Origin of the sequence: Bradyrhizobium sp. LLZ17 (genome assembly GCF_041200145.1) — a bacterium.
Lineage (GTDB): Bacteria > Pseudomonadota > Alphaproteobacteria > Rhizobiales > Xanthobacteraceae > Bradyrhizobium.
On record NZ_CP165734.1, the window covers coordinates 1,973,277 to 1,988,055 of the forward strand.

Below are 14,779 nucleotides of genomic sequence, written 5' to 3' on the forward strand. Positions count from 1 at the left end.
CCCCGGAATGACAAGGCAAAGCCCTACGCCGGCGCGCCCGACTTCACCAACTTGTAGATCACCGAATCCATCAGCGCCTGGAACGAGGCGTCGATGATGTTGGGCGAGACGCCGACCGTGGTCCAGCTATCGCCGTTCTCGTCCTCGCTCTCGATCAGCACGCGCGTGACCGCGCCGGTGCCGCCGTTGAGGATACGCACGCGATAGTCGATCAGCCTCAGGCCTTCGATGTATTTCTGGTACTTGCCGAGATCCTTGCGGAGCGCAACATCGAGCGCGTTGACGGGGCCGTTGCCTTCGGCGGCCGAGATCAAATGCTCGCCGGCGACGTCGACCTTGACCACGGCGAGCGCCACGGTGACGCGTTCGCCGAGCGCATTGTAGCGCTGCTCGACATTGACGTCGAACTGCTCGACCTCGAAATATTGCGGCACCTTACCGAGCGTGCGGCGCGCCAGCAGATCGAACGAGGCATTGGCGGACTCATAGGCGTAGCCCGCCGCTTCGCGCTCCTTCAATTCCTCCACCAGCCGCGTCAGCTTCGGATCGCTCTTCTCGTAGGCGATGCCGGCGCGGTCGAGCTCGGCGATGACATTGGAGCGGCCGGCCTGGTCGGACACCAGAACCTTGCGGTGATTGCCGACCAGTTCCGGCAACACATGCTCATAGGTGTGCGGATCCTTCATCACGGCGGACGCGTGAATGCCGGTCTTGGTGACGAAGGCGCTCTCGCCGACATAGGCCGCATGCCGGTTCGGCACGCGGTTGAGCATGTCGTCGAGCGTGCGCGAGACCTTGACCAGGGTCGCGAGCTTCTCCGGCGTGACGCTGATCTCGAAGGCGTCGGCAAATTCCTTCTTCAGCTTCAAGGTCGGGATCAGCGAACACAGATTGGCGTTGCCGCAGCGTTCGCCAAGGCCGTTCAGCGTCCCCTGGATCTGCCGCGCGCCGGCACGCACCGCCGCGAGCGAATTCGCCACCGCCTGCTCGGTGTCGTTATGGGCGTGGATGCCGAGATGATCGCCGGGAATATGTTTCGTCACTTCGGTAACGATGGCCTCGATCTCATTCGGCATGGTGCCGCCATTGGTGTCGCACAGCACCACCCAGCGCGCGCCGGCCTCGTAGGCGGCTTTCGCGCAGGCGAGCGCAAAACTCGAATCCTCCTTGTAGCCGTCGAAGAAGTGCTCGCAATCGAGCATGACTTCGCGGCCGGCCGCTTTCGCAGCCGTCACGCTGTCGCGGATCGAAGCGAGGTTGTCCTCTTTCGTCGTCTCCAGTGCGACGCGCACCTGATAGGCGGAAGACTTCGCCACGAAGCAGATCGCATCGGCCTTGGCGTCCAGCAGCCCGGCAACCCCGGGATCGTTGGAGACCGAGCGCCCCGCTCGCCGTGTCATGCCGAAGGCGGTAAAGCGCGCATGGTTCAGCTTCGGCCTGGTGCCGAAAAATTCCGTGTCGGTCGGGTTGGCGCCGGGATAGCCGCCCTCGACATAGTCGATGCCGAGCTCGTCGAGCATCGCGGCGATGATCTGCTTGTCGGCCAGCGTGAAATCGACGCCGTTGGTCTGCGCGCCGTCGCGCAGCGTGGTGTCGAAGAGATAAAGACGCTCTCTGCTCATTGCAGTGCTCCCGACGCGGGATTGGCCCCGAGCGTCTTTTGCATGGTGGTGTTGGCCAGCCACTCGTCGTTGACGGTGATGCTGTTACGCTGCATGGCGACATAGCCGCGCTTGGCGAAAAAGCCCTGCGCGTTATCGCTGGCGTCGACCGTCAGCTTTTCCGCGCCGCGACCGCCGGCAAGCTTTTCCAGCGCATCGACGAGCATGGTCGCCAACCCCTGTCCGGCGACGGCCGGATGCACATAGAGCATGCGGATGTGATCCTTACCCTGCAGCGAGGCGAAGCCCACGGGCGAGCCCTCCAATGTTGCGATCAAGGTCAAATCGGCCGCGAGCCGTTTGCCGAACTCATCGTCCTCCGCCGCCGCCATCCAGGCTTGCTGCTGCGCCTCGTTATAATCGTCGCCGGTCAGCTCCTCGATGCTGGCCGTGAAGATCGCGGCGAGCACCGGTAGGTCATCCGGCAGGAACGGCCGCAAGCCCGGCTTTGGAACCGCTTGTGCCATCACGCCAGCTCCCACGTCGTCACCGGCTTGCCGTCGGCATCCTTACCGTCCTTCAGCACGACGCCCTTCGCGACGAGCTCGTCCCGGATGCGATCGGACTCCTTGAAATCCTTTCGCGCCCGCGCGGCTGCGCGTTCGGCAATCAGGCGATCGATCTCGCTTGCGTCCACGCCGCTTGCCTGCTGCTTGCGGCCTTCCCATTGCGCGGCGCTCTCGGAAAGAAAGCCGAGCAGACGTAGCGACGCGGCGAGGCCACGCGCGTCGGAATTGTTGCGCAGGCCGTGCAGCGCGGCGATCGCCAGCGACGTGTTGAGATCGTCGAGCAACGGCTCGACCACGGTCTCCGCCGGCTTGCCGGGCGCGACGTCCGCCGCAAAGCGATACCAGTCGTTGAGCGTCCTGGCGCTTTCCTCCAGCGACTTCATGGTCCAATCGATCGGCGAAGTGTAATGCGTCTTCAGCATGTTCAGGCGCAGCACCTCGCCCGGCCAATCCGCGAGCAGTTCGTGGATGGTGACGAAGTTGCCGAGCGACTTCGACATCTTTTCGCTCTCGACCTGCAGGAAGCCGTTGTGCATCCAGTAGTTCGCCATCCGCTCTCGGTGGAAGGCGCAGCAGGTCTGCGCGATCTCGTTCTCGTGATGCGGAAACACGAGATCGATGCCGCCACCGTGGATATCAAAATGCTCCCCGAGATGCTTCCAGGCCATGGCCGAGCACTCGATGTGCCAGCCCGGACGGCCCTCTGCCTTGATGCCCGCCGGCGACGGCCATGACGGCTCGCCCGGCTTGGACGGCTTCCACAACACGAAGTCGGTGGCGTCGCGCTTGTAGGGCGCGACGTCGACGCGGGCGCCGGCGATCATCTCGTCCAGCGAACGTTTGGACAGCGCACCGTAGCGCGGCAGCCCGGAGTTGGCCGCGTTCATGGCCTGCGGCGAGAACAGTACATGGTCCTCGGCGACATAGGCGAAACCGCCGGCGATCAGCTTTTCGATGATCTCGCGCATCTCGCCGATATGCTCGGTCGCGCGTGGCTCGACGCTCGGCCGGAGCGCGCCGAGCGCATCCACGTCGGCGTGAAACTGCCGGCCGGTCTGCTCGGTGACCTTGCGAATGGCCTCGTTCAGCGGCAGGCCGGGGAAATCACGCGCCGCGCGGTCGTTGATCTTGTCGTCCACGTCGGTGATGTTGCGGACATACGTGACGTGCGCCTCGCCATAGAGATGGCGCAGCAGCCGAAACAGCACGTCGAACACGATCACCGGCCGGGCGTTGCCGATATGGGCGAAGTCATAGACGGTCGGTCCGCAGACATACATGCGGACATTGTTCGGATCGAGCGGCACAAAGGCGCGCTTTTCCCGGCTCAGCGTATCGTAAAGACGCAATTCCATATGACACCCGTCGGCTGTTGGCCGGGCGTCCAGTGCTCTCAATGTTTTTGAGAAAAGACGGCTCCAGCCAGCGAATCGCTAGCTCGTAATCTCGCGGCAAATGGCGCAAATGACGAGGAGACCGTTCATGGCGGAACATATGGGCTATGAGCCGGCCCCGCGTCAAGAGAGCCGCGGAAAAGCCGTGTTATCTCCGCAATGCGCAGGCCACCCGCCTTGATGGTTCATCATCCTTAACTATTTGGGCCCATTCTGGAACTGGCAGTTCCCCTTTTTGCCCCCGGTGCTTTCATGCGATCATTGCTCGCGCTCATGTCCTGCGCCTCCATCCTTGCGGCATCCAGCGCTGTCGCCGAGACCCGCGTCTTCATCATTCCGAACCAGGCGGAGGGCTACGGCGTCGACCAGTGCCTGGCCAAGGGCGACAAATGCGGCGCGCAGGTCGCCCGCAACTACTGCCAGTCACGCGATTTTGCCCAGGCTTCCGCCTATCGCCGGGTCGATCCCGACGAAATTACCGGCTCTGTCCCCAAATCCGGCGCAAACTGCTCCCATGGCCATTGCGACGAATATGTCGCAATCACCTGCCAGCGCTGAATTCGCTCGGAACTGGCGGACCTTAGGACCAGTCTTCGGCCCCTGAAACGACGTGACGCTGCCGCAGGAAGCGGCTATTGGAGGGCGCGCTTCGGCCCCTCGAGTCACATTGGAAAGACACTTGGGGCCGTGACCTCGCTAGAATGGCGGATATGCCTGAATTTTTGTCTCTCTCCCGTCCCCGCTCCTTCCTTGCCTGTGCGGTGCTCCTGAGCACGATCGTGCTCGCCGGCGATGCTCTCGCGCAGGCTGGCCCTCCCGGACCACCGCCTCCGGGTGCGCAAGGCGGGCCCGGACCGAACCCGATGTGTGTACGCCTGGAAGGACAGCTCGCCGGGCTCGACCGTGGGACGAACGGCGACCCCGCGCGCGACGAACAGATCCGCCGCTACCAGGACTCTCAGGCCAAGCAGCAGGCCGAGCTCGACCGCGTCACCATGCAGGCCAAGCGCATGGGTTGCGATTCCTCCGGCTTCTTCTCGCTCTTCAGCGGCCAGTCGGCGCAATGCGGTCCGGTCAACACCCAGATCCAGCAGATGCGCGCCAATCTGGACCAGATCACCGGCAACCTCGAACGCCTGCGCGGCGGCGGTGCCGGCGGCGCCAGCCCCGAGCGCGACAGCCAGCGCCGTTCGGTGCTGATCGCGCTCGCGCAGAACAATTGCGGACCGCAATATGCCAACGCCGTGCAGTCGCAGGGTGGCAACTTCCTGAGCAATCTGTTCGGCGGCGGCAACAACCCCAACAATCCGCAAGGGGTGCCGCCCGCCGACCTCGGCCCGCAATCCGGCACCTATCGCACCGTGTGCGTGCGTACCTGCGACGGCGCCTATTTCCCGATCTCGTTCGCCACCGTGCCGGCGCGCTTCCCCGATGACGAGAGGACCTGCAAGGCGTTGTGTCCGGCGGCCGAAGCCGTGCTCTACGCCCACCGCAATCCGGGCGAGGACATGAACTCCGCGGTCTCGATCAGCGGACAGCCCTACGGCGCTGCCGACCGCCTTCAAATTCCGCACCGAGTTCAACCCGTCCTGCTCCTGCAAGGCCGCCGGCCAGAGCTGGGCGGACGCGCTGAAGTCCGCCGACGACAAGGCCAGCGTCGAGCAGCAGGGCGACATCATCGTCACCGAGGAAAGCGCCAAGAAGATGCAGCAGCGGCAGCTCACCAAGGGCGCGACCGGCAAGAAGGGCGCCGCACCCGCGCCAACGGCGGCCAACGCGCCAGCCGCAGCCCCGCCTGCCGATACCGGCACGGCGGCTAGCTCGGAGAACAAGCCGATCCGCTCGGTCGGCCCGACTTTCCTGCCGCAGCAACAGAAGTAGAGGCGTTCTCCGCTGTCATGCTCCGCGAAGGCGGGGCATCCAGTACTCCGCGGCGCGGATTGGAACAGGTCTCGCAGGGTGGGCAAAAGCGCGCAGCGCTGTGCCCACCATTTTTACGGCGATTGGAAAAGAAGTGGTGGGCACGCTTCGCTTTGCCCACCCTACTCGATCAACTCACCCTTCGAACGCGTCGATTGACGCCTGATTGCCGCGCGACACGAGTGTCTCGTCCGCCGCGGCCAGCGGCTCGCCGCTGTCGCGAAAGCGGTTGGTGATGGGATAGCGGCGGTCGCGGCCGAAATTCCTGGGCGTCACCTTGACGCCGGGCGCGGCCTGGCGTCGCTTGTATTCGGCGACGTTGAGGAGATGATCGACACGCACCACCGTCTCGCGATCGAAACCGGCGGCGATGATCTGGTCGAGCGGCTGTTCGCGTTCGACCAGACGCTCGAGGATCGCATCGAGTACCTCATAGGGCGGCAGCGAGTCCTGATCGGTCTGGTTCTCGCGCAACTCTGCGGTCGGCGGGCGCGTGATGATGTCGGGCGGAATCACCTCGCCCGCGGGCCCAAGTGCGCCGTCGGGCTTCCAGCTATTGCGTAGCGCTGCCAGCCGAAACACCTGCGTCTTGGAGATGTCCTTGATCGGATTGAAGCCGCCGTTCATGTCGCCATAGAGCGTGGCGTAACCGACCGACATTTCCGACTTGTTGCCGGTCGTCACCACCATCAGCCCGGTCTTGTTGGAGATCGCCATCAGCAGCGTGCCGCGGGTGCGGGCCTGAAGATTTTCCTCGGTCATATCAGGCGGCAGATTCTTGAAGATGCCTTCGAGGATGGCCTCAAAACCGTTCACGGCTTCCGCGATCGGCAGCACCTCGTAGCGGATCCCCAAATGCCCGGCGAGTTCGCCGGCATCAGCGATCGAGCTCGCCGCCGTGTAGCGGTAAGGCAGCATCACGCCGTGGACCTGATCGGCGCCGAGCGCATCCACGGCGATCGCCGCGCACAGCGCGGAATCGATGCCGCCGGAAATGCCGAGCAGCACACCGGGAAAGCCGTTCTTGCCGACGTAATCGCGCAGGCCGACCACACAGGCGGCATAGTCGGCATGGTCGCCCTCGGGCTGCTCGGCGATCGGCCCGGCGCAGCGCCAGTCGTCACCGGTCCTGGTGAACCGCAGCGTGGTGATGCTCTCTTCAAATGCGGGCAGTTGAGCAGCAAGCGAGAGATCGCCGTTGAGCGCGAACGACGCCCCATCGAACACCAGATCGTCCTGGCCGCAGACCTGGTTGAGCCAGACCAGCGGCAGGCCGCTTTCGGTGACCCGCGCCACCGCCACAGACAGTCGCACGTCGTTCTTGTCGCGGGCATAGGGCGAGCCGTTCGGCACCAGAATGATTTCGGCGCCGGTCTCGGCCAGCGTCTCGACCACGTTCTCGTAGTCCTCGGATTCTTCCAGCCAGATGTCCTCGCAGATCGGTACGCCAATCCGCACGCCGCGCACGGTGACGGGCCCTGAGGCAGGTCCGCGCGAGAACAGCCGCTTCTCGTCGAACACGCCGTAGTTCGGCAGGTTGCACTTGAAGCGCAAGCTCGCGATGCGGCCGCCATCGAGCAGCGCGCAGGCATTGTAGAGATTGCCGTCCTCGACCCAGGGCGTGCCGACCAGCATGGCCGGCCCGCCATCGGCGGTCTCGCGCGCCAGCGTTTCAATCGCGGCGCGACAGGCGGCCTGGAACGCCGGCTTCTGCACGAGGTCCTCCGGCGGATAGCCGGCGATGAACAATTCCGGAAACAGCACGAGATCGGCGCCATCCGCGGCCGCCTGTGCGCGCGCAGCCCGCGCCTTCGCGGCGTTGCCCTCGATGTCGCCCACGACCGGATTGAGCTGGGCGAGCGTGACCGCGAATGCGTCGAGACGTTCGGTCATGTGCGCCTTGTCCGATGTTGTCGCTAAACGAAACCCAACCGCTCGACGATGGCAAGGATCCAGAATGCCCCGGCCATCAGCAGCGCGACGCCGACCGCGGCTGAGCCCATGTCCTTGACCCGCCCGATCTGCTTGTCGTGATCCAAGGTCAGGCGGTCAGCGAGCTTCTCGATCGCGGTGTTGAGCAATTCAACCACCAGAACGAACGCCACCGCACACACCAATTCGACCGCGCGCATCGCGGTCGCGGCGACGAACCAGGCCAGCGGCAGCGACAACAGGAGCGCAACAATCTCCTCGCGGACGGCCTGCTCCGAGCGGAACGCAAAGGCCAGACCGTTGCGGGAGTTGATCGTGGCCTTCCAGATCCGCAGCAAGGTCCTAGAGCCCCGCTGCGGCCGGCATCGGCCTGACCTTGCCGGCGCGTTCCTGCTTGAGCAGCTCCGCGACCAGGAAGGCCATATCTATGGATTGCTCGGCATTGAGGCGGGGATCACAGACCGTGTGGTAGCGGTCGTTGAGATCCTCGTCGGTGATGGCGCGGGCGCCGCCGATACACTCGGTGACGTCCTGACCGGTCATCTCCAGATGCACGCCGCCGGCGTGGGTGCCTTCGGCGGCGTGAATCGTGAAGAACGACTTCACCTCCGACAGCACGCGGTCGAACGGCCGCGTCTTGTAGCCCGAGGTCGAGGTGATGGTATTGCCGTGCATGGGATCGCACGACCAGACCACCACCCTGCCCTCGCGCTTCACGGCGCGGATCAGGTTCGGCAGGTGGTCGGCGACCTTGTCCGAGCCAAAGCGGTTGATCAGCGTCAGCCGGCCGGGCTCGTTGTCGGGATTGAGCACGTCGATCAGCCTCAACAATTCGTCCGGCTTGAGCGAGGGGCCGCATTTCAGGCCGATCGGGTTCTTGATGCCGCGGAAATATTCGACATGGGCGTGATCGAGCTGGCGGGTGCGGTCGCCGATCCAGATCATGTGGCCTGAGGTCGCGTACCAGTCGCCGGTGGTGGAATCGACCCGGGTCATGGCCTGCTCGTAGCCGAGCAGCAGCGCCTCGTGGCTGGTGTAGAAATCGGTGGCGCGCAGCTCAGGATGAGCTTCAAGATCAAGGCCGCAGGCGCGCATGAAGTTCAGCGCGTCCGAGATTCGGTCGGCCAATTCCTTGTAGCGGCGGGATTGAGGTGAATCCTTCAGGAACCCGAGCATCCATTGATGCACGCTGCCGAGATTGGCGTAGCCGCCGGTGGCGAACGCGCGCAGCAGGTTCAGCGTCGCGGCCGACTGGCGATAGGCCATCAGCTGACGCTGCGGGTCCGGCACGCGCGCTTCCTTGGTGAAGGCGATGTCGTTGACGATGTCGCCGCGATAGCTCGGCAGCTCGACGCCGTTGATCTTCTCGGTCGGCGAGGAGCGTGGCTTGGCGAATTGGCCGGCGACGCGGCCGACCTTCACCACCGGCACCGCGCCGGCATAGGTCAGCACGACGGCCATCTGGAGCAGCACGCGGAAGAAATCGCGGATGTTGTTGGCGCCGTGCTCGGCAAAACTCTCGGCACAGTCGCCGCCCTGGAGCAGGAAAGCCTCGCCGGCCGCCACGCGCGCCAGCGCCTTTTTCAGGTTGCGCGCCTCGCCCGCAAACACCAGCGGCGGAAAGGTCGCAAGCTGCGCCTCGACGTCGGCCAGGGCCTTCGCATCGGGATAGTCCGGCACCTGTAGCACCGGCTTGCTGCGCCAGGACTCGGGCGTCCACCGCTCGGACATCGCAATCTCTCCGTGAAGCAAAAAGTGCAACCTGATCTGTGGGTTGCGAGGGCCGCCTTATACACAGGCTGACCACGGGCCGCCAGTTGTAAATCCGTTTCGCACTGCAAACCCTTGCGGGGAAAGCTGAATTCGCATTTGCTGGGAGCCAGGGGAAACTCAGGCCAGACAGCTGGTGCCCATGGACGCGGCGCGCGACGACGTTTTCATCGACGAGATCAGCTTCCCGGCGACCGACGGGTATGCGCTGAGCGGCACCCTGTTCCTGCCGCGCGGCACCAAGCGCCATGCCGTGCTGATCAACTCCGCCACCGCTGTCCCGCGAAAAATCTACCGCGGCTTTGCCTCCTATCTCGCCCACCGCGGCTGCGCGGTGATGACCTATGACTATCGCGGCATCGGCGATTCCCGGCGGCCCGCGATGGTCGGCTACAACCAGCCGAAATCGCTGGTCGGTTTCAAGGCCTCGATGTCGGACTGGGCCGCACTCGACGTCACGGCCGCAGTGCGCTGGATGCGCGAGCGGTACACCACGCTGCCGTTTGCCTATGTCGGCCATTCCTTCGGCGGCCAGGCTCTTGGGCTGCTCGAAAACAATTCGGAAGTTTCGCGCGCCATGTTATTGGCCTCGCAGGCCGCGACCTGGCGGCTGATGACGTCGCCGGAAAAGTACCGCATCTATGCCTTCATGAACTTTGTCGGCGTGCCGCTGGTCCACGCGCTCGGCTACGCGCCAGGCTGGGCCGGCATCGGCGAGGATTTGCCCAAGGGCGTGTTCCTGCAATGGGCCGAATGGGTCTCGAGCCCGCACTATCTGTTCGATTCCAAGCTGCCGGCGCTGGAGAATTTCGCCAAGTTCAAGGGCGAGCTGCGCGCGCTGTGCTTCTCCGACGATCCATGGGCAACGCGGCCTGCGGTGGAATTGCTCTCGAGTGGCTTTACCGCGATCAAGCCGGAGGTGCTGACCGTCAAACCATCCGACGTCGGGGCCAAGGCGATCGGCCATTTCGGCTTCTTCCGCCCCGAGTACCGCGACACGCTCTGGCGCAGCGTGGCGGAATGGGTCCAGGGGGAGTGATCGTCAAACGGCTGCGGGCAATCTGGCGATGATCCTCAATCCGGTTCGCCCCGCTTCAGTGATGTTTACAGCTTCAATCGATCCGCCAAGCCGATCGACCATCCGCTTGACGATCGAAAGGCCAAGACCGACGCCGTCGCCCTCCGGATGCTGGCCGCGGAAGAACGGCTCAAATATCCGATCGATCTCGTCCGGAGCCACGCCGGACCCGGTGTCCTCGATCTGAAGGATCGCCGCCGCGCCGTCCCGGTCACACACGCATCGATCCGTCCGCCTCGCCGGGTGAAGCGCAGCGCATTGTCGAGGAGATTGCGGACCAGCGCGGCAAGCATCACCACTTCACCGCGAACCGCGACGGGTTCGACGCGCGCGAAGCCGAGATCGATGCCGCGATTGGCTGCTTCTGGCAACGTATCGGCGACGACCTCTTTCGCCACGCCATCAAGCGCCACGAGTGACATCGTCACACGGTCGTATGATCCCGCCTCCTGCCTTGCGAGCGCGAGCAATTGCTCCAGGAGACGTTTCGTCCTGCGAATTCCCTGCTGGAGCACCGCGACGCGATCGCGCGCGGCCGCGGGCAGATCGACCGGGTCAAGATTCTCCGCTTGCAAGCTCAGCGCGGTGATCGGCGTACGCAATTCATGCGCCGCATCCGCAACGAAGCGCCGCTGCTGGTCCATCAAAAGGCGCACCCGTTGCAACAGCCCGTTGATCGACGCAATAAACGGATGCAGCTCGCTGGGCATCTGCGCCGTCGGCAGTGGCGTCATGTCGTCGGCACGTCTTCTGTCGAGACTGCCGGCAAGGCGAACCATCGGCCGCAGCGAGCGCGCGATAACGATGGCGGTGACCAGCAGCAGGCAGGGAATGAGCGCCGCGATCGGCAGCACGGTGCGGAATCCCATGTCGCTTGCGATCTCGTCGCGCACCGAGGTGCGTTGCGCCACCGCAAAGCGCGTGCCGTCCGGCCGCGTTCGCAGCAGCACGCGGATGGGCTGTTCCCTTCGCGTTGCGAGCGCAAGACCGTCCTTGAGGCCCCAGAGCTTGAGCTCGCCATTGTCACTCGGCGGCGTGGCGGACTGTTCGATCAGCCACACTTCGGCGTCCTCATCAACGCCGTGCAGCTCGCGACCGCCGGTGAGGTTCGCCGACTGGACGAGAGCCGCGATCTGGATCAGGACGGAGTCCTGCATCTCGATGGCCTCGTCGAAAGCCCAGTGATGAGCGAACAGGCCGCCGGCAATGCCGGTCAGCAGGATGATCGCGGTCAGGCCCGCGAAAAGACGCCCTCGCAACGACCTGATCATAGGCGCCGATCCACCATCCAGCCGACGCCACGCACGTTGCGGATCGCATCGGTGCCGAGCTTCTTGCGCACCGCATGGATTAGGAATTCGATCGCGTTGCTCGCAACCTCCTCGTTCCAGCCATAGATCTGCCGTTCGAGCTCGCCCCGCGACAGGATCGCACCTGGGCGCGACAACAGCGCCTGGAGCAGTGCAAATTCGCGAGCGGTGAGCACCGCGGATTTCGTGAGATACGTGGCCTTCCGGCTCGCAGGGTCCAGGTTGAGCGTTCCATTGCCGAGCTGCGCCGGCGAGCCGCTGGCCTCGCGGCGGGTGACCGCACGCATCCGCGCCAGCAGTTCGCGGATCTCAAACGGCTTGACGAGATAATCGTCGGCACCGAGGTCGAGTCCCTCGATCCGGTCGTCGATCCCATCGCGCGCGGTCACAATGATGACGGGAAGCTTGCGGCCGCCCGCGCGCAACCGCCGCAAAATGTCCCGGCCGTCCATATTCGGCAGGCCAAGATCGAGCAGCAGCACCTCATAGGCCTCGCTCGCGGCTGCAAGCAGCGCGGCCTCGCCGTCCCTGACCCAATCGACGGCATAAGCGGCGTCCTTCAGCGCCTGCTCGACGGCGGCCCCGACCATCCTGTCGTCCTCGATCAGCAGAACACGCAAAACCCGATCCTCAAAGTTCCCGGCCATTCGGCCCTCAAATCATGACCCTTCCGACTTAGCCCGGAGTTAGGGAGCCTCAGCGGGCCCGAATTGCGGCGAAGGCCGCCCTGCGCCGAAAAATCCCTAAGCCGGGCCTAAGTTGCCTGCACCACAGTCCGGCATCGCTTCGGCTTTGGGAGATTTTGGGCGTGTCGCAATATTCGGTCTATGGCGCAAGACAGATGCTGAACAAGGTTCCGGAGGTCACCGCGATCTTCTGGGCCATTAAGATTCTCTCGACGACGGTCGGCGAGACCGGCGCCGACTATCTTGCGGTGCATGTCGGCCTCGGCGCCAGCCTGACGGCCATCTGCATGAGCGCCCTGCTGGTTGCCGCGCTGCTCATGCAACTGAGCCGCCGCGCCTATGTGCCCTGGATCTACTGGCTCACCGTCATCCTCGTCAGCATCGTCGGCACGCAGCTCACTGATCTCCTCACCGACAAACTCGAGATCAGCCTCTATGTCAGTACCGCCGCGTTCGCCTGCGCGCTCGCAGCGACCTTTGCGATCTGGCACGGCGCAGAGCGCACGCTGTCGATCCACACCATCGTGACGAGGCGGCGCGAATTGTTTTACTGGACCGCGATCCTGTTCACCTTCGCGCTCGGCACGGCCGCGGGCGATCTCGCGACCGAAGCGCTCGGCCTCGGCTTCCAGCTCGGCGTCGTCGCGTTTGCCTCGCTGATCGCCGCGGTAACGTTCGCCTTCTACTTCGGCGCCAACCCCGTCTTGACCTTCTGGCTCGCCTACATCCTCACCCGTCCGCTTGGCGCCTCGCTCGGCGATCTGCTGTCGCAGTCGCACGAGTATGGTGGCATGGGTCTCGGCACGGTCCACACCAGCATCGTCTTCCTGACCGTGATCGTCGGCCTCGTCGCCTGGGTGACGTTCGAAGGCGGTGGCGCGCGCCGTGCCGATCAGGCGCAATGACTCCAATCGGAACTTCAACGCTCCCTGCAGGAAAGCAGGAGCCGCAACAGGAGAAATCACATGATGAAACTCATTGCCGCCGTCGCCGTTTGCCTGGTGACAACCTTTTCCGGCGGGCCGTGGATGAATGCGAGTCAGCACATTACCTTCGTGCCGCTCGCGGAAGCCGCGACGACTAGGCTCGGCGACCTCACGCCGTTCCGAACCATCGCGGTCGAAGTTGCCGCGATCATCGACAAGGGCGACCTTCCTGGCGCCAAGACCCGGCTCAAGGATCTCGAGACCAAATGGGATGAAGCCGAGGCGGGACTAAAGCCGCGCGCGGCCGCCGACTGGCACTCCGTTGACAAAGCAATCGACCGCGCGCTGGAGGCGCTGCGCGCGGGAACACCGGATGCCGCAAAGTGCAAGCAGGCTGTCACCGATCTGCTTTTGGTCATGGATCGCGTCGCCAAGGCGTGACCCTGTCCGCGCGCCGTCATCCATCAGCCGCAGACCACGATTGGCGGCTGACGTAGCGAAGAGGATTCCATGAAAGATCACACGAATATCCGCATCGTCAGCGAGAGCAAGGTCCCGGAAGTCACGCTCGGCTTCTGGATCATCAAGATCGCCGCCACGACGTTGGGCGAAACCGGTGGCGACACCGTCACGATGACGTTGAACTGGGGCTATCTCGCGGGGACCGGCCTGTTCCTCGCCGCGATGGTCGTCCTGGTCGCAGCGCAAATCCGCGCGCGAAAATTCCATCCGGCGCTGTACTGGGCGACGATCGTGGCATCGACGACCTTCGGCACGACGATGGCCGACTTCGCCGACCGATCGCTCGGCATCGGCTACACCGGCGGCTCGACGCTGCTGCTGACCTGTCTCGTGCTGGTGCTCGGCCTTTGGTATCGCACCGAGGGAACCATTTCGGTCGACAGCGTCAGTACACCGCGCGTCGAAGCTTTCTACTGGGCCGCCATCACCTTTTCGCAGACGCTAGGCACTGCGCTCGGCGACTGGCTCGCCGATACCGGCGATATGGGTTACCGCGGTGGTGCGCTGATCTTCGCGGCGGCGCTCGCCGTTGTTGCCGCGCTGTATTTCTGGACGCGCGTCTCGCGCGTTACGCTGTTCTGGGCGGCCTTCATCCTGACGCGTCCACTGGGCGCGACCGTCGGCGACTTTCTCGACAAGCCGCTCGACCACGGCGGCCTCGCCTTGAGCCGGCCGCTGGCCTCGGCCTTGATCGCGGCTTTCATGGTGACCTGCGTGTTGCTGTTGCCGCAACGCGCGGGACGGCATCCGGGTGAGAACCCGGCCGCGGAGCGAGCCTGAAAAGCCGACTAGCGGATGATCGTCGTCAGCGACGAGTAGCGCCTGTTCGACCTGGATTCAGCCGGCGAAAACTGCGCAAAGGCGGCGCTGACGCGCACCGCCGGCGGTGTGTCGCCTGCGAAGCGGAATTCCTTCGGGCGCGGCGCGTAGAAGCCGGCGCTGTAATAGGCGTCGTCGAAACGCGCCTCGCCGACGCCGAACACCGCGTCGCACGCGAACAGCAGCGCGTAGACACCCGCCACCGCAACGACGATCTCCCTGAGAACTGACATGCTGATGCCCCACTCTTTG

General features: G+C 64.5%; 14 protein-coding genes and 2 pseudogenes. 6 read left to right on the forward strand and 10 right to left on the reverse strand.

Translation table 11 applies throughout. The features are described 5' to 3' along the window. Nucleotides 1–23: 23 nt before the first annotated feature. The 3 genes from cimA to cysS are packed head-to-tail and all read right to left on the reverse strand — an operon-like array spanning nucleotide 24 to nucleotide 3,525. Complete coding sequence (gene cimA / locus AB8Z38_RS09925; RefSeq protein WP_369724649.1) at nucleotides 24–1,622, reverse strand: citramalate synthase; 1,599 nt, start codon at nucleotides 1,620–1,622, stop codon at nucleotides 24–26. Next, a complete protein-coding gene (locus tag AB8Z38_RS09930; RefSeq protein WP_369724650.1) occupies nucleotides 1,619–2,128 on the reverse strand; it encodes a GNAT family N-acetyltransferase in 510 nt (169 codons plus the stop codon). Before AB8Z38_RS09930 ends, cimA begins: the two co-directional genes overlap by 4 nt. After that, the gene (gene cysS / locus AB8Z38_RS09935) at nucleotides 2,128–3,525 is read right to left on the reverse strand and encodes a cysteine--tRNA ligase (RefSeq protein WP_369724652.1); all 1,398 of its coding nucleotides are present in this window, start codon (nucleotides 3,523–3,525) and stop codon (nucleotides 2,128–2,130) included. The genes AB8Z38_RS09930 and cysS overlap by 1 nt, the downstream gene beginning before the upstream one ends. Nucleotides 3,526–3,816: 291 nt before the next feature. Between cysS and AB8Z38_RS09940 the strand changes: the two genes are divergently transcribed. Then, the gene (locus AB8Z38_RS09940) at nucleotides 3,817–4,122 is read left to right on the forward strand and encodes a hypothetical protein (protein ID WP_369724654.1); all 306 of its coding nucleotides are present in this window, start codon (nucleotides 3,817–3,819) and stop codon (nucleotides 4,120–4,122) included. A 536-nt stretch (nucleotides 4,123–4,658) separates the two neighbouring features. Further along, nucleotides 4,659–5,445 (forward strand): annotated as a pseudogene (locus AB8Z38_RS09945) (DUF2865 domain-containing protein). 174 nt (nucleotides 5,446–5,619) lie between these two features. Here AB8Z38_RS09945 and AB8Z38_RS09950 read toward each other — a convergent pair. Genes AB8Z38_RS09950 through AB8Z38_RS09960 form a run of 3 tightly spaced genes read right to left on the reverse strand, consistent with a single transcriptional unit; the run spans nucleotide 5,620 to nucleotide 9,147 of the window. Then, on the reverse strand, nucleotides 5,620–7,377 hold the full coding sequence (locus tag AB8Z38_RS09950) for an NAD+ synthase (RefSeq protein ID WP_369724656.1): 1,758 nt from the start codon (nucleotides 7,375–7,377) through the stop codon (nucleotides 5,620–5,622). A gap of 23 nt (nucleotides 7,378–7,400) precedes the next feature. Next, on the reverse strand, nucleotides 7,401–7,754 hold the full coding sequence (locus AB8Z38_RS09955; RefSeq protein WP_369724658.1) for a diacylglycerol kinase: 354 nt from the start codon (nucleotides 7,752–7,754) through the stop codon (nucleotides 7,401–7,403). Nucleotides 7,755–7,758: 4 nt separating this feature from the next. Beyond that, the gene (locus AB8Z38_RS09960; RefSeq protein ID WP_369724659.1) at nucleotides 7,759–9,147 is read right to left on the reverse strand and encodes a class II 3-deoxy-7-phosphoheptulonate synthase; all 1,389 of its coding nucleotides are present in this window, start codon (nucleotides 9,145–9,147) and stop codon (nucleotides 7,759–7,761) included. Between the two features lie 181 nt (nucleotides 9,148–9,328). Here AB8Z38_RS09960 and AB8Z38_RS09965 point away from each other — a divergent pair, with 181 nt between their 5' ends. Beyond that, nucleotides 9,329–10,225, forward strand: coding sequence for an alpha/beta fold hydrolase (locus AB8Z38_RS09965; RefSeq protein WP_369724661.1), 897 nt, complete (start codon nucleotides 9,329–9,331; stop codon nucleotides 10,223–10,225). Between the two features lie 3 nt (nucleotides 10,226–10,228). Here AB8Z38_RS09965 and AB8Z38_RS09970 read toward each other — a convergent pair whose 3' ends face one another. The 3 genes and pseudogenes from AB8Z38_RS09970 to AB8Z38_RS09980 form a co-directional block, all read right to left on the reverse strand. Further along, nucleotides 10,229–10,483: a sensor histidine kinase gene (locus tag AB8Z38_RS09970; protein WP_369724663.1), complete on the reverse strand. Its 255-nt coding sequence runs from the start codon at nucleotides 10,481–10,483 to the stop codon at nucleotides 10,229–10,231. 281 nt (nucleotides 10,484–10,764) lie between these two features. Beyond that, nucleotides 10,765–11,535 (reverse strand): annotated as a pseudogene (locus tag AB8Z38_RS09975) (histidine kinase dimerization/phospho-acceptor domain-containing protein); the annotation flags it as partial. Further along, nucleotides 11,532–12,194: a response regulator gene (locus AB8Z38_RS09980; RefSeq protein ID WP_369724665.1), complete on the reverse strand. Its 663-nt coding sequence runs from the start codon at nucleotides 12,192–12,194 to the stop codon at nucleotides 11,532–11,534. The pseudogene AB8Z38_RS09975 and the gene AB8Z38_RS09980, both read right to left, overlap by 4 nt. Before the next feature lie 221 nt (nucleotides 12,195–12,415). Between AB8Z38_RS09980 and AB8Z38_RS09985 the strand changes: the two genes are divergently transcribed. From AB8Z38_RS09985 to AB8Z38_RS09995, 3 genes are all read left to right on the forward strand, one after another. Continuing rightward, a complete protein-coding gene (locus tag AB8Z38_RS09985; RefSeq protein WP_369726794.1) occupies nucleotides 12,416–13,165 on the forward strand; it encodes a hypothetical protein in 750 nt (249 codons plus the stop codon). 60 nt (nucleotides 13,166–13,225) lie between these two features. Further along, nucleotides 13,226–13,627 carry a hypothetical protein gene (locus tag AB8Z38_RS09990; RefSeq protein ID WP_369724667.1) on the forward strand — a complete coding sequence of 134 codons (402 nt, stop codon included), beginning with the start codon at nucleotides 13,226–13,228 and terminating at the stop codon, nucleotides 13,625–13,627. Nucleotides 13,628–13,696: 69 nt separating this feature from the next. Further along, nucleotides 13,697–14,488 carry a hypothetical protein gene (locus tag AB8Z38_RS09995; RefSeq protein ID WP_369724669.1) on the forward strand — a complete coding sequence of 264 codons (792 nt, stop codon included), beginning with the start codon at nucleotides 13,697–13,699 and terminating at the stop codon, nucleotides 14,486–14,488. An 8-nt stretch (nucleotides 14,489–14,496) separates the two neighbouring features. Here AB8Z38_RS09995 and AB8Z38_RS10000 read toward each other — a convergent pair whose 3' ends face one another. Beyond that, a complete protein-coding gene (locus AB8Z38_RS10000; RefSeq protein ID WP_369724671.1) occupies nucleotides 14,497–14,760 on the reverse strand; it encodes a hypothetical protein in 264 nt (87 codons plus the stop codon). Nucleotides 14,761–14,779 lie beyond the last annotated feature (19 nt).

Bases quoted from the DNA above. Each gene is read 5' to 3' on its own strand.
- cimA (WP_369724649.1), bottom strand. From the start codon at position 1,622: ATGAGCAGAGAGCGTCTTTATCTCTTCGACACCACGCTGCGCGACGGC.
- AB8Z38_RS09930 (WP_369724650.1), bottom strand. From the start codon at position 2,128: ATGGCACAAGCGGTTCCAAAGCCGGGCTTGCGGCCGTTCCTGCCGGAT.
- cysS (WP_369724652.1), bottom strand. From the start codon at position 3,525: ATGGAATTGCGTCTTTACGATACGCTGAGCCGGGAAAAGCGCGCCTTT.
- AB8Z38_RS09940 (WP_369724654.1), top strand. From the start codon at position 3,817: ATGCGATCATTGCTCGCGCTCATGTCCTGCGCCTCCATCCTTGCGGCA.
- AB8Z38_RS09950 (WP_369724656.1), bottom strand. From the start codon at position 7,377: ATGACCGAACGTCTCGACGCATTCGCGGTCACGCTCGCCCAGCTCAAT.
- AB8Z38_RS09960 (WP_369724659.1), bottom strand. From the start codon at position 9,147: ATGTCCGAGCGGTGGACGCCCGAGTCCTGGCGCAGCAAGCCGGTGCTA.
- AB8Z38_RS09965 (WP_369724661.1), top strand. From the start codon at position 9,329: ATGGACGCGGCGCGCGACGACGTTTTCATCGACGAGATCAGCTTCCCG.
- AB8Z38_RS09985 (WP_369726794.1), top strand. From the start codon at position 12,416: ATGCTGAACAAGGTTCCGGAGGTCACCGCGATCTTCTGGGCCATTAAG.
- AB8Z38_RS09990 (WP_369724667.1), top strand. From the start codon at position 13,226: ATGATGAAACTCATTGCCGCCGTCGCCGTTTGCCTGGTGACAACCTTT.
- AB8Z38_RS09995 (WP_369724669.1), top strand. From the start codon at position 13,697: ATGAAAGATCACACGAATATCCGCATCGTCAGCGAGAGCAAGGTCCCG.
- AB8Z38_RS10000 (WP_369724671.1), bottom strand. From the start codon at position 14,760: ATGTCAGTTCTCAGGGAGATCGTCGTTGCGGTGGCGGGTGTCTACGCG.